This window comes from Novimethylophilus kurashikiensis (assembly GCF_003112435.1).
Lineage (GTDB): Bacteria > Pseudomonadota > Gammaproteobacteria > Burkholderiales > Methylophilaceae > Novimethylophilus > Novimethylophilus kurashikiensis.
Genome location: NZ_BDOQ01000003.1, coordinates 566,457 through 578,938 on the forward strand (window position 1 = coordinate 566,457; position 12,482 = coordinate 578,938).

Genomic DNA, 12,482 nt, shown 5'->3' on the forward strand with positions numbered 1-12,482 from the left:
AAACCCATCTGGTGTCATGGCAATCGACCGGCGCTTCAGCCCCGGCGGCCGGCACCCCGCCGGCAATTCCTACTGATGCGATAAATGCCTTATTATACGCCGTTTATTGCCAGCCCTGAATCGGCAGGGCATGGGCTGGCGTCGCAGGCAAAATAACGGGTTCGGGGTGCGAGTGGTTTTAAACGGCATGAGATTGAGTAGTTGGCTGGGGTTGGCGTATTTAGCGCTTGCCAGTCTGCCTTCATTGGCCCAGGAAGATGCCGCCGGCGACGAATTCGCACAGCTGCGCGGCGTAGTGCGCAACCTCATGGACGACAACGCCGCCTTCGTCAAATCCCACAAGCCCGATTACTTCAAGCCATTCCAGGAAAAACAGCAGCCTCGCGCCACTGTCGTCACCTGTGCCGATTCGCGCGTACACATGCAAGCCTTCGACAAAACGCCGGACGGCGATTTATTCGTGGTGCGCAACATCGGCAACCAGATCGCCACGTCCGAGGGATCGGTGGAATACGGCGTGCGCCAGCTGCATACGCCGCTGCTTATTGTGATCGGCCATTCGGCCTGCGGTGCCATCAAGGCCGCGTATAGCAAGGACGCGGACAACTCACCTGCCATCAAGCGCGAGCTCGCCACCATCAAGCTCCCGCCCAAGAACCCAAAGCAAGATGCCGAGGAACAATGGCTGACCGGCGTGCAGACCAACGTCAACCTGCAAGTCACGTTCGCGCTCAACAAATTCGACGCCGAAGTGAGCGCAGGCAAACTGACAATCATCGGCGCTATCTACGATTTTCAAAATGCGTTGAAACAGGGCCAGGGCCGGCTGGTCATTACCAACATCAACGGCAAAACGGACGCCGGCAGCATCATGGCGGCCCTCATGAACTTTTCAGGCGCGAGCCTCAAGCTGGACAAGCAGCCGGCCAAAGCGTCCTTCACCAAGAAATCCGACTAATGCACATCCATATCCTCGGCATTTGCGGCACGTTCATGGGCGGTATCGCCGCCCTCGCCAAGCAATCCGGTCACCGCGTCACCGGTTGCGATGCCAATGTTTATCCGCCCATGAGTACTCAGCTGGAAGCGCAGGGCATCGATCTCATCGAGGGCTACTCCGAAGATCAGCTTGAGCTCAACCCGGATATCTACGTCATCGGCAACGTCGTCTCGCGCGGCAATCCACTCATGGAGGCCATTCTCAATCGTGGCCTCCCATACGTCTCTGGCCCCCAATGGCTCGCCGAGAACATCCTGCACGACAAATGGGTGCTGGCTGTCGCCGGCACACACGGCAAGACGACGACCACCTCCATGCTGGCCTGGATCCTCGAAGACGCGGGCTTGAGCCCAGGCTTCCTCATCGGCGGGGTGCCCCAGAACTTCGGCCTTTCCGCTCGCCTGCCCGGTGCTCCCCGGCAGGAACCCAAGGGCAAATCGCCGTTCTTCGTGATCGAAGCCGACGAATACGACACGGCCTTCTTCGACAAACGCTCCAAGTTCGTCCACTACCGCCCACGCACGGCGGTGCTGAACAACCTGGAGTTCGACCACGCTGATATCTTCGCCGACCTCAACGCCATCGAAACCCAGTTCCACCACTTGGTACGCACGGTGCCAGGGCAAGGACTCATTATCGCCAACGGCGAGGAAGACAGCCTGGAGCGCGTAATGGCGCGAGGCTGCTGGACGCCCACTGAACATTTCAATCACGCCACCGGCTGGCGCGCTACCAATGTACAACCAGACGGCAGCTTTACCGTGGAATTGTCCGGACAGCCGCAAGGCCGTGTGGAATGGAGCCTGATGGGCGCCCACAACCGAAGCAACGCACTGGCCGCAATCGCCGCAGCACGACACATCGGCGTAACGCCAAAGACTGCCTGCGATGCACTGGGCCGTTTCGAGAACGTGAAGCGCCGCATGGAAATCCGCGGCGTGGTCAACGACATCACCGTCTACGACGATTTCGCCCACCATCCCACTGCGATAGCGACCACCGTGGCAGGGCTGCGCGCCAAGACCGGCAAGGCCCGCATCCTCGCCGTGCTGGAACCGCGCTCCAACACCATGAAACTGGGCGTGATGAAAACTGCGCTGCCGGGCAGCCTGAAGGATGCCGACCAGGTCTTCTGCTATGCCGGCAACCTGGGCTGGGATGCGGCAGAGGCCCTGGCGCCGTTGGGAAATAAAGCCGTCACTAAGAACGATTTGCACGATTTGGTCGAGGCCATTGCCCGTGAGGCCCGACCCGGCGACCATATCCTGGTCATGAGCAACGGCGGGTTCGGCGGCATTCACAGTAAATTGCTGGAGAGGTTGGCGGCTTGAAATCCTGGTTGGCCTACGCCCGGACCCATCTGTTCGAAGTCGCGCTAGGGGTTTCCCTGGCGCTGCATGCCATTGTCATTGGCGGCATCAATTTCAGCCTGCCCGATCTCAAAAAACTTCAGGACAACCTGGCAACGCTGGATGTGATCCTGGTCAACGCCAAGACCAATTCGCGCCCCATCAAGGCCGATGCGCTGGCGCAGACCAACCTGGATCGCGGCGGCAATACGGAAGAAAAACGGCGCATGAAGTCGCCGTTGCCTTCGGCGAAAAAAATGGCGGTCGATACCAGCGCCACGCCGGATGCCTCCGAGAAGCGCATGGCGGCGCAAGTCGCGCAGATCGAGGCCGATCGCGTCGAACGCCAGCAAAAGGTGCAGCAACTGGAACAGCGCGTGCAGCAGACCATGACGCAGCTCAAATCCACACGCCAAGTCGAGCAGACGCCCACCCCGACTGCCGCGGCCAAACCTCAGGTCGAAGCCAGCGATCTCTTGAGCAAGAGCCTGTTGCAAGCCGCACAACTCGAGGCCGAGATCGCCAAGGAACAAGACGATTACCAGCGCCGCCCCAAGCGCAAGTTCATCGGTGCCCGCGCTGCAGAATACAAGTTTGCCGCCTACGTCGAGGATTGGCGCCAGAAGGTGGAAAAAGTGGGGAACCTCAATTATCCCGAAGCGGCCAAAACCCAGAAGATCTACGGCAAACTCAAAATGACGGTGTCCATTCGCGCCGACGGCACTATCGAAAGCCTGGAAATCAACCAAAGCTCAGGCTACAAGGTGCTCGATGACGCCGCTAAGCGCATCGTCGAGCTAGCCGCACCCTATGCCGCCTTTACCCCGGACATACGCAAGGACACCGACATCCTCAGCATCACCCGTACCTGGACCTTCACCCGCGAAGAATCTCTCGCCTCATCCGCCAACTAGCTTTTAAAAACTCGCCATAACATTATGAGCCACTTCCAACATCACGTATTTTTTTGCCTCAACCAGCGTGAGGACGGCGCCCTATGCTGCGGCACCGGCAATACCGAGGCGCTGTTCGACTACATGAAGTCGCGCATCAAGGCCGAAAAGCTCAACGGCGAGAGCAAGACGCGCGTGAATCGCGCCGGTTGCTTCGACCGCTGCGGCGAAGGCCCCTTGATGGTGGTGTACCCCGAGGCTGTCTGGTACACATTCATTGACCGGGAAGACATCGACGAAATCATCGAATCCCACATCAAGCAGGGCAAGGTCGTAGAACGCTTGAAGGTGGAATAAACCCAAAGCCCAAATAAAAAACGGCGGCGGTCTTCGCAGACCTGCCGCCGTTTTTATTTCTACTGCTGTCGATCAGGCGCCAAAAGCCCTGCGCGCCGCGTCCAGCGTCTTCTCGATTTCCGCATCACCGTGCATAGCGGAGACGAAGCCGGCTTCGAACGCCGAAGGCGCCAGGTAAACGCCGTTTTCCAGCATGGCATGGAAGAAGCGGTTGAAGGCATCCTTATCCGACTGCATGACTTCGGCGTAACTCGATGGCGCTTGTTCGCTGAAATACACGCCAAACATGCCGCCTACGCTTTGCGCACTGAAGGTCACGCCTTTCTCCTTGGCCACCTGCTTCAACCCATCTACAAACTGCGCGGTGCGGGCGGTCAGGCGATCGTAGAAACCGGCTTGCTGCACCAGCTTCAACGTCGTCAACCCAGCTGCCACGGCGACCGGATTGCCGGACAGCGTACCGGCCTGATACACCGGACCCACCGGCGCCAGGCATTGCATGATGTCGCGGCGTCCGCCGAAAGCACCTACAGGTAGACCGCCGCCGATGACCTTGCCCAGCGTAGTGAGGTCGGGCGTAATGCCGTAGAGCCCTTGCGCACCGCCCAGGGCCACGCGGAAACCCGTCATCACTTCGTCGAAAATCAGGACCGCGCCGCGCTGGGAGCACTGCGCACGCAGGGCTTGCAGGAAGCCGGGGGCGGGCGCGATCAGGTTCATGTTGCCTGCGACGGGCTCGACGATGACGCAAGCGATTTCGCTGCCGATGGTGGCGAACAGCTCTTCCACGCCTGCGATGTCGTTATAGGACAACGTGATGGTGTGCGCTGCGACTTCAGGCGGCACGCCGGCCGAACTCGGCTGGCCGAAAGTGAGAGCGCCGGAACCGGCCTTCACCAGCAAGGCATCGGCGTGGCCGTGGTAGCAGCCTTCGAACTTGACGATCTTGCTGCGTCCGGTAAAACCGCGTGCCAGGCGGATTGCGCTCATGGTCGCTTCAGTGCCGGAGCTGACCAGGCGCACCTGCTCCATGCTGGGCACCAGCTTGATCAGGAGCTCCGCCATTTCCAGCTCGCGAGCCGTGGGCGCGCCGAACGACAAACTATTACCCGCCGCTTCGCGAACAGCCTCGATCACTTCAGGATGCGCGTGACCCAGGATCATCGGCCCCCAGGAGCCGACGTAATCCACGTACTGGTTGTCGTCCTCGTCCCAGACATACGCTCCTAGGCCGCGCTTGAAGAACACCGGCGTGCCGCCCACCGAGCGGAAGGCGCGTACCGGCGAGTTGACGCCGCCTGGAATGAGTTTCTGGGATCGTTCGAACAACTGCTGGTTTTTGCTCATGATGTCTGGGTTTCTAAAAAAGATTGGAAAATGCCTGCGCGGCCTGCGCAATGTCGGGGGTATCGAATACGGCGCTGATCACGGCCACGGCGTCGGCACCGGCATCCACGACTTGAGGCGCATTGTGCAATGTGATGCCCCCGATCGCAACGATGGGAACTTGCAGCACCTGCCGTGCCTCGGTCAGCAGCGAGAGCGGGGCGTGCGGCGCCTGCGGCTTGGTAGAAGAGGGGAACATACTGCCGAAGGCCACGTAATCGGCACCTGCGGCTTGCGCTTCCAACGCCCGCGCCAAGCTGCCGTAGCAACTCACGCCGATGATGCGGCCGGCACCCAAGCTTGACCGTGCTGGGGCGATATCGCCATCGTCGCGGCCCAGATGCACGCCGTCGGCATCGGTTTGCAGTGCCAGTTCCACGTCATCGTTGACGATGAATACGGCATTGAACTGTCGGCAAAGCGCGGCGATGCCCTTCGCCATCTCTAGGTGCGGCGCACCTTCGGTCTTGTTGCGATACTGGATCACCCGCGCACCACCGGTCAACCCAGCTTCGACTTTGCGCAACAGCGCATCACGGTCGTCCGAGTCCGGCGTAATGGCGTATAAGCCGTTAATGCTGATGGTCTTCATCCTCGCGCTTTTGATCCTCGTCGCGCGCCCAGAACAGGCGATCCGGAATGTATTGGCCCATGCCGGGGCGGAAGGCGCCCTTGAGCGTGGCCCAGGTATATTCCTGCGCTTCGGCAACGGCTTCTTCCATGGTCAGGCCGTGCGCGAGACAGGCTGCAATTGCCGATGCCAAGGTACAGCCGGAGCCGTGATAGCTGCCGGGGAGCCGCTCCCACTGCCAGGAACGCTTGTGGCCTTTGTGGCCGTACAACGTATTCGTCACGTCCAGGCTGCGTTCGTGCGTGCCGGTGATCATCACGTGCTCGCAACCCATTTCCAGAAGTCGCTTGGCACATTCGTCCAACGAGGCGTTTTCCTCGTCTTCCTCGCTGTCGTCGAAGAATGCCAGGCGCCGCGCCTCGATACTGTTGGGCGTGATGATGGAAGCTTGCGGCAGCAGCAGGTCACGCATGGCTTCCTGCATTTCCTCGGTCGCCAGCTCATCGCCGCGGCCGGAGGCGAGCACGGTATCCATCACCAGCAACACATCCGGGTAATCGGCGAGGATTTCCGCAATGATGGCAACGTTCTCCACGCTGCCCAGCATGCCAAGCTTGAACACGCCGACTTCCATGTCTTCCAGCACAGCGCGCGCTTGCTCTTCCACCCATTCGGGGTCGAACACCATGACGTTGTCCACGCCCAACGTATCCTGCACGGTGACCGCCGTAACCACTGACGCCGGGTGGCAGCCGATGCTGGACAAGGTAAGGATGTCAGCCTGCAAGCCTGCGCCGCTGGTGGGGTCGGTGCCGGCAAAGGTGAGTACGACGGGAGGCGTTGGATTCATGTGGGGTACTGGAGGCGCAGCGAACAGCTGCAACCGTGGGATAAAAACCGCATTTTAACGGAAAAGCCGCAAAGGCCGACAGTGCGGCATCCTTCATGCGGTCAGAATCGGTCAGCAAAGTTGAGATAGAATAAGCCCATGATTCGCCGTTTGTTCCTCGTCTTCACGCTCGCCTTCCTGTTCGCCTTCGGGCAACAGGGTGCGGCTGTGCACGCGCTCTCGCACCTGGCGGACGAGCAAGGGCAAACCCAAGGCGGCTCCTCTCCAGACAACAAGGCCACGCATGCCGCGTTTTGCGACAAGTGCGTCACCTATGCTTCACTCGGCAGCGCCGTCGGCATCAGCCACGTTGTTTTCGCCGTCACCTCCGACCAGCAAGCAGTGTCGGCCGAGGACCATATCGGTCACGCGACCGATACCACTCGCCACTACGCCGCCCGCGCACCACCTATCCTCGTTTAACGATAGCTCTAATCCGCACCGCAGGCTGTTTGCCAGCGGTGCGTCTGCTCATTTTTAACCGAGGTCATCATGATTACAAAAAAACTCGTGGCGAGCGCTGTAGCGCTGGCCTTCGGCACGCCCCTGCTGGCGTCCGCCAACGATAGCGACGAAATGGAAAAACTGCGGGCAGAAGTCCAGCAGATGCGCAACAGCTACGAATCGCGCATTCAAGCCTTGGAAACCAAGCTGGAACAGGTACAAGCCAGTGCCGGCAAAGCGGAGGAAAGCGCAGCCAAGGCCGAATCTGCTGCCATCGAAGCCTCTGCCAGCAAGGCACCCGCCAGCAGCAATGCGTTCAACCCGGACATCTCCCTGATCCTTTCCGGCATCTACGCCAACCGTTCGCAGAATTCCGATTACCACATCACCGGATTCCAGGCCGGCGGCGAAATTGGGCCGGGCGTGCGCGGCTTGAGCCTGGCGGAATCGGAGCTGGGGGTGTACGCGAATATCGACCACTATTTCTACGGCGGGCTCAACCTGGCACTGGCCCCGGACAACACCGTCAGCGTAGAAGAAGCCTTCGTGCAGACTACGGCGCTGCCGGCAGGTTTGACCGTCAAAGGCGGGCGTTTTTTCTCCGGAGTGGGCTACCTCAACGAACAGCACGCACATACCTGGGATTTCGTCGACAATCCGCTCGTCTACCAAGCCTTCCTCGGCGGCCAATACGGGGACGACGGCGTCCAGGTGAAATGGGTAGCACCGACCGATTTGTTCCTCGAACTGGGGGCCGAAGCTGGCCGCGGACGTATCGCCGGGACCGAAGGCAAGGACAAGAACGGCGCCGCCATGGGCAGCCTGTTTGCCCATGTGGGCGGCGACATCGGCGTGAGCAGCAGCTGGCGCGCCGGGCTTTCCTACCTCCGCACCTCGCCCGACAAGCGTCAATCTCCCGACCTCGACACCGCCGGCAGTTTCATCACCAACCAGTTCAGCGGTACCAGCAGGCTGTGGATTGCCGATTTCGTCTGGAAATGGGCGCCCAACGGCAATACCAACGTGACCAATTTCAAGCTGCAAGGCGAATACCTGCATCGCAGCGAAACCGGCGATCTCACCTACGACATCGACCACGTGGCCTCCGCCGACCGCTATTCGTCCAGTCAGTCCGGTTGGTATTTGCAGGGTGTGTACCAGTTCCGGCCGTATTGGCGCGTTGGCTTGCGCTACGACCAGCTCGACAGCGGCAGTGCCAGCTACGACAGCAACACGGCCAGTATCGTCAACGACGGCTACGACCCGAGCCGCATCACCGCCATGCTTGATTACAGCCCGAGCGAGTTCAGCCGCATCCGCCTGCAATTGGCGCAGGACAAATCGCGCGAGAACCAGACCGACAATCAGTTCTTCGTTCAATACATCATGAGCCTGGGCGCCCACGGTGCCCACAAGTTCTAAGGAGTTCGACCATGCACAAATTGATTAAAACCCTGGCCTTCGCGCTGCTCACCCTGGCCGTCCTCCCTGCGCAGGCCGCGCTGAATATCTTTGCTTGCGAACCAGAGTGGGGCGCATTGACCCAGGAACTAGGTGGCGACAAAGTCTCAGTCTATAACGCCACCCAGGCCTTGCAGGACGTGCACCACGTTCAAGCCAAGCCCAGCCTGATCGCCAAGGCACGCTCGGCCAACCTGGCTGTATGCACCGGCATGGAACTGGAGATCGGCTGGCTGCCCATGGTGCTGCGCCAGAGCGGTAACAGCGAGATTCAGCCGGGCAAGCCCGGATATTTCGAGGCAGGCAATTACGTGCGCCGTTTGGAGATTCCTTCGCGATTGGATCGCGCCGACGGTGACGTGCATGCCCAGGGCAACCCGCATATCCAGACCGATGCACGCAATATCGCCAAGGTCGCCGATGCGCTGGCCCAACGGCTGGCCGAGGTCGACCCTGCCAATGCCGCGTTCTACAAACAGCGCCATCAGGATTTCTCGCAACGCTGGCAAGACGCCATCAAGCGCTGGGAGACACAAGCCGCACCGCTCAAGGGCATGTCCATCGTCGTGCAGCACAAGGGATTCCCGTATCTGGAAGACTGGCTGGGCCTCAAGGAAGTGGCGGCTTTGGAACCCAAGCCCGGCGTGGAACCCACCAGCAGCCATCTTGCCGAAGTGCTGGACCAGCTGAAGCGCCAACCCGCCAAAATGGTGATCCGCGCTGCCTACAACGACGACCGCGCGTCGCAGTGGCTGGCCGAACGCGCCAAGATTCCCGCCGTAGCCTTGCCCTTCTCCGTAGGTGGCGACGACAAGGCCAAGGACTTGTTCAGCCTGTTCGACGACACCATTCAACGCCTGCTGGATGCCGCCAAATGAACCTCGACACCCTTAATTTGAGCATCCTCGGCCCCGCCTTGCTGGCGGGGTTGCTGGTACTTGCCACGCATGTGCCGCTAGGCCAACAGGTGTTGAAACGCGGCATCGTGTTCATCGACCTGGCCGTGGCACAGATCGCCGGGCTCGGGGTGATCGCCGCCGACTTGCTCGGCTTCGAGCCGCAAGGCTGGGCAGTGCAGATAGCGGCGCTATCGGCAGCCATCCCTGGTGCCTGGCTGCTGACCTGGACGGAAAAGCGCTGGCCCGAGGTCCAGGAAGCCCTCATCGGCGCCGTCTTCGTGCTGGCGGCCACCGCCGGCATCCTGCTGCTTGCCAACAATCCGCATGGCGGCGAGCATCTGAAAGACCTGCTCTCTGGGCAGATCCTTTGGGTGACGCCGACGCAGTTGATTCCGGCAGCAGCCGTGGCCGTGCTGACGCTGGCGATCTGGTTCGGTAGCAGGAAGCGGCTGGAGCACTTCGGCTTTTACGCGCTGTTTGCCGTCGCAGTCACGGCCTCGGTGCAACTGGTGGGCGTGTACCTGGTGTTTTCCAGCCTCATCCTGCCTGCGCTGGCGGTGCGCAATTGGCCGGAAAAACGAAAATTGACCGGCGGTTATGTGATTGGCGGACTGGCCTATGCCATCGGCCTGGCCTTGTCCGCCGTGTTCGACCTGCCTTCCGGCGCGGTGATCGTGTGGTGCTTGGCGGGCATGGGCATTCTCGCCAATCTGCGCGGCTTTAAGCTATGATGGAAGCCATCCCCCGGCTATAAAACAACAAAGCGCCAACCGTCACGCTGGCCTTTGCAGATGGCCTCGTTTTCACACAGTTTCAAGGAGCAGTCATGGCAAGAATGGTTAAATGCATCAAACTCGGTCGCGAAGCCGAAGGCCTGGATTTTCCGCCGTATCCTGGCGCACTCGGCAGCCGCATTTATGAAAACGTTTCCAAGGAAGCCTGGGAAGGCTGGAAAAAACACCAGACCATGCTGATCAACGAGCATCGCCTGAGCCTTTCCGACCCCCAGGCACGCAAATACCTGGCCGAGCAGACCGAGGCTTATTTCTTCGGCGAAGGCGCTGAAAAGCCGTCCGGTTTCGTCCCGCAATAAGTTGTCATAAAAACGTCATCTTTCTTAAATATTCTGCCAAGTCCGAACAATGGCCCCACCGACCAAGTTGACTTCACCAGAGTATTACCTCAATCGCGAACTCGGCCTGCTGGCCTTTAACCAACGGGTATTGGCCCAAGCCGAGGATCAGCGAAACCCGCTGCTGGAGCGGCTCAAGTTCCTATGTATCGTCAGCAGCAATCTCGATGAGTTTTTCGAAGTCCGCGTCGCCGGATTGAAAGAGCAGATCGAGTTCAAGACGGCACTGGCCGGCGTGGACGGCATGACACCGACCCAGACCTACACGCAGGTCTGCCACATCGCGCACGAACTGGTGGAACGCCAATACCGGATTTTCAACGAAGTCCTCACGCCAGAACTGGCGGCAGAAGGCATCCACTTCATCCGGCGTACGCATTGGAACGAGGAACAGGCGGCCTGGATCCGCGAATATTTCTTCCGCGAATTGATGCCTGTATTGACGCCTATCGGGCTGGACCCGGCTCATCCGTTCCCCCGTGTGCTCAACAAGAGCTTGAATTTCGCCGTGGAACTGGAAGGCAAGGACGCCTTCGGCCGCAACTCCGGCATGGCCATCGTGCAAGCGCCGCGTGCCTTGCCGCGCGTCATTCGCCTGCCGTCGGAAATCGCCGGGTGCGAATACGGCTTCGTGTTCCTGTCTTCGATCCTGCATGCCCATGTCGATGAACTGTTCTCAGGCATGACGGCACGCGGCTGCTACCAGTTCCGCGTGACCCGCAACAGCGACCTGATCGTGGACGAGGAAGAAATCAAGGATTTGCGCCTGGCCTTGCAGGGCGAACTGACCCAGCGCCAGTTCGGCGACGAGGTACGGCTGGAAGTCGCGGATAATTGTTCACAGGAAATGGCGGCCTTTTTGCTCGGGCAATTCGGCCTCAATCCGGAAGACCTTTATCGCGTCAACGGCCCGGTGAACCTGGTGCGCCTGATGCAGATTCCCGACTGGGTAGACCGCCCGGACCTCAAGTACACCCGATACATGCCCAGCATTCCCCGCGAGGTCACCAAGGAACCGGACATCTTCAAGGCGATCCGCAAGGGCGATATCCTGCTGCACCTGCCTTTCCAGTCCTTCAACCCGGTGGTGGAGTTCATCAAGCAGGCAGCGGCCGACCCGGACGTGCTGGCGATCAAACAAACCGTCTACCGCACCAGTTCGGATTCGACCCTGATGACAGCGTTGATCGATGCAGCAAGATCAGGCAAGGAAGTGACCGTGGTCGTGGAGTTGATGGCACGCTTCGATGAAGAGGCCAACATTAATTGGGCGGCCAAACTGGAGAAAGTAGGCGCTCACGTTGTGTACGGCGTGGTGGGCCATAAGACACACGCCAAGATGGCGATGGTGGTACGACGCGAGGACGGCAAGCTGCATCGCTATGTGCACCTTTCCACAGGTAACTACCACCAGCGCACAGCACGGTTTTATACCGATTTCGGCCTGCTCACATGCCATGCTGAAATTTGCGAGGACGTGAACGACATCTTCGCCCAGCTTACTGGACTCGGCAAAGCCACCAAGCTACGTCATTTGTGGCAGTCGCCGTTCACACTGCACCAGAAGCTGATCAAGGCGATCCACAACGAAGCCGAGCAGGCCAAGGCTGGCCACAAGGCGCGCATCATCGCCAAGATGAATGCCTTGCTTGACCCGGACATCATCAAGGCACTTTACGAGGCTTCCGTCGCCGGCGTGCAGATCGACCTCATTGTCCGCGGCGTGTGCGCGCTGAAGCCCGGCATTCCAGGCGTATCGGAGAACATCCGCGTGCGCTCCATCGTCGGGCGATTCCTTGAGCATTCGCGCATTTATTACTTCCTCAATGGCGGCGCGCAGGATGTTTACCTGGCAAGCGCCGACTGGATGTACCGCAACTTCTTCCGCCGTATCGAGACCTGCTTTCCGGTGCTTGATCAAAAACTCAAGAAACGCGTGCTGAAAGAAGGCCTCGAGCCTTACCTCAAGGATAACCTGCAAGCCTGGGAAATGCAGGCAGACGGGTGCTACCGACACAAGAAACCGGGCCGGGCGCAGCCTTACAGCGCCCAGGAACACCTATTGGCGAATTTCGGCCAGGAACTGGCCCGGGAAGAGTAA

Annotated in this window: 13 protein-coding genes; 10 read left to right on the forward strand and 3 right to left on the reverse strand. The window is 60.0% G+C overall.

The genetic code is table 11. The features are described 5' to 3' along the window. Positions 1-187: 187 nt before the first annotated feature. The 4 genes from NMK_RS06220 to NMK_RS06235 are packed head-to-tail and all read left to right on the forward strand — an operon-like array spanning position 188 to position 3,599. Positions 188-958 carry a carbonic anhydrase gene (locus NMK_RS06220; protein ID WP_181376180.1) on the forward strand — a complete coding sequence of 257 codons (771 nt, stop codon included), beginning with the start codon at positions 188-190 and terminating at the stop codon, positions 956-958. Further along, a complete protein-coding gene (gene mpl / locus NMK_RS06225) occupies positions 958-2,331 on the forward strand; it encodes a UDP-N-acetylmuramate:L-alanyl-gamma-D-glutamyl-meso-diaminopimelate ligase (protein ID WP_109014880.1) in 1,374 nt (457 codons plus the stop codon). The genes NMK_RS06220 and mpl overlap by 1 nt, the downstream gene beginning before the upstream one ends. After that, positions 2,328-3,263, forward strand: a complete 936-nt coding sequence (locus NMK_RS06230; protein ID WP_227871388.1) for a TonB family protein — start codon at positions 2,328-2,330, stop codon at positions 3,261-3,263. The genes mpl and NMK_RS06230 overlap by 4 nt, the downstream gene beginning before the upstream one ends. A 24-nt stretch (positions 3,264-3,287) precedes the next feature. Continuing rightward, complete coding sequence (locus NMK_RS06235; protein ID WP_109014881.1) at positions 3,288-3,599, forward strand: (2Fe-2S) ferredoxin domain-containing protein; 312 nt, start codon at positions 3,288-3,290, stop codon at positions 3,597-3,599. Positions 3,600-3,671: 72 nt separating this feature from the next. On the opposite strand, the gene hemL is transcribed toward NMK_RS06235, so the two are convergent. From hemL to thiD, 3 genes are read right to left on the reverse strand one after another with little or no spacing between them, the layout of a single operon-like run. Then, positions 3,672-4,949: a glutamate-1-semialdehyde 2,1-aminomutase gene (gene hemL / locus NMK_RS06240; RefSeq protein ID WP_109015089.1), complete on the reverse strand. Its 1,278-nt coding sequence runs from the start codon at positions 4,947-4,949 to the stop codon at positions 3,672-3,674. A gap of 10 nt (positions 4,950-4,959) precedes the next feature. Continuing rightward, positions 4,960-5,577, reverse strand: a complete 618-nt coding sequence (thiE, locus tag NMK_RS06245) for a thiamine phosphate synthase (protein WP_109014882.1) — start codon at positions 5,575-5,577, stop codon at positions 4,960-4,962. Beyond that, positions 5,558-6,406 (reverse strand): bifunctional hydroxymethylpyrimidine kinase/phosphomethylpyrimidine kinase, encoded by an 849-nt coding sequence (gene thiD / locus NMK_RS06250; RefSeq protein ID WP_109014883.1) that lies wholly within the window; start codon positions 6,404-6,406, stop codon positions 5,558-5,560. The genes thiE and thiD overlap by 20 nt, the downstream gene beginning before the upstream one ends. A gap of 138 nt (positions 6,407-6,544) precedes the next feature. Here thiD and NMK_RS06255 point away from each other — a divergent pair, with 138 nt between their 5' ends. The 6 genes from NMK_RS06255 (at position 6,545) to ppk1 (ending at position 12,482) form a co-directional block, all read left to right on the forward strand. Next, complete coding sequence (locus NMK_RS06255; RefSeq protein WP_109014884.1) at positions 6,545-6,868, forward strand: DUF2946 family protein; 324 nt, start codon at positions 6,545-6,547, stop codon at positions 6,866-6,868. Positions 6,869-6,937: 69 nt separating this feature from the next. Beyond that, a complete protein-coding gene (locus NMK_RS06260; RefSeq protein WP_109014885.1) occupies positions 6,938-8,311 on the forward strand; it encodes a hypothetical protein in 1,374 nt (457 codons plus the stop codon). 11 nt (positions 8,312-8,322) lie between these two features. Beyond that, on the forward strand, positions 8,323-9,228 hold the full coding sequence (locus tag NMK_RS06265; RefSeq protein WP_109014886.1) for a metal ABC transporter substrate-binding protein: 906 nt from the start codon (positions 8,323-8,325) through the stop codon (positions 9,226-9,228). Then, positions 9,225-9,980, forward strand: coding sequence for a metal ABC transporter permease (locus tag NMK_RS06270; protein WP_109014887.1), 756 nt, complete (start codon positions 9,225-9,227; stop codon positions 9,978-9,980). Before NMK_RS06265 ends, NMK_RS06270 begins: the two co-directional genes overlap by 4 nt. A 95-nt stretch (positions 9,981-10,075) precedes the next feature. After that, positions 10,076-10,342, forward strand: a complete 267-nt coding sequence (locus tag NMK_RS06275) for an oxidative damage protection protein (protein ID WP_109014888.1) — start codon at positions 10,076-10,078, stop codon at positions 10,340-10,342. 49 nt (positions 10,343-10,391) lie between these two features. After that, positions 10,392-12,482, forward strand: coding sequence for a polyphosphate kinase 1 (gene ppk1, locus NMK_RS06280; RefSeq protein WP_109014889.1), 2,091 nt, complete (start codon positions 10,392-10,394; stop codon positions 12,480-12,482).

Coding starts and splice junctions, on each gene's coding strand:
- NMK_RS06270 (WP_109014887.1), top strand. CDS start 9,225: ATGAACCTCGACACCCTTAATTTGAGCATCCTCGGCCCCGCCTTGCTG.
- mpl (WP_109014880.1), top strand. CDS start 958: ATGCACATCCATATCCTCGGCATTTGCGGCACGTTCATGGGCGGTATC.
- NMK_RS06265 (WP_109014886.1), top strand. CDS start 8,323: ATGCACAAATTGATTAAAACCCTGGCCTTCGCGCTGCTCACCCTGGCC.
- NMK_RS06220 (WP_181376180.1), top strand. CDS start 188: ATGAGATTGAGTAGTTGGCTGGGGTTGGCGTATTTAGCGCTTGCCAGT.
- thiE (WP_109014882.1), bottom strand. CDS start 5,577: ATGAAGACCATCAGCATTAACGGCTTATACGCCATTACGCCGGACTCG.
- NMK_RS06275 (WP_109014888.1), top strand. CDS start 10,076: ATGGCAAGAATGGTTAAATGCATCAAACTCGGTCGCGAAGCCGAAGGC.
- ppk1 (WP_109014889.1), top strand. CDS start 10,392: ATGGCCCCACCGACCAAGTTGACTTCACCAGAGTATTACCTCAATCGC.
- NMK_RS06235 (WP_109014881.1), top strand. CDS start 3,288: ATGAGCCACTTCCAACATCACGTATTTTTTTGCCTCAACCAGCGTGAG.
- NMK_RS06260 (WP_109014885.1), top strand. CDS start 6,938: ATGATTACAAAAAAACTCGTGGCGAGCGCTGTAGCGCTGGCCTTCGGC.
- thiD (WP_109014883.1), bottom strand. CDS start 6,406: ATGAATCCAACGCCTCCCGTCGTACTCACCTTTGCCGGCACCGACCCC.
- NMK_RS06255 (WP_109014884.1), top strand. CDS start 6,545: ATGATTCGCCGTTTGTTCCTCGTCTTCACGCTCGCCTTCCTGTTCGCC.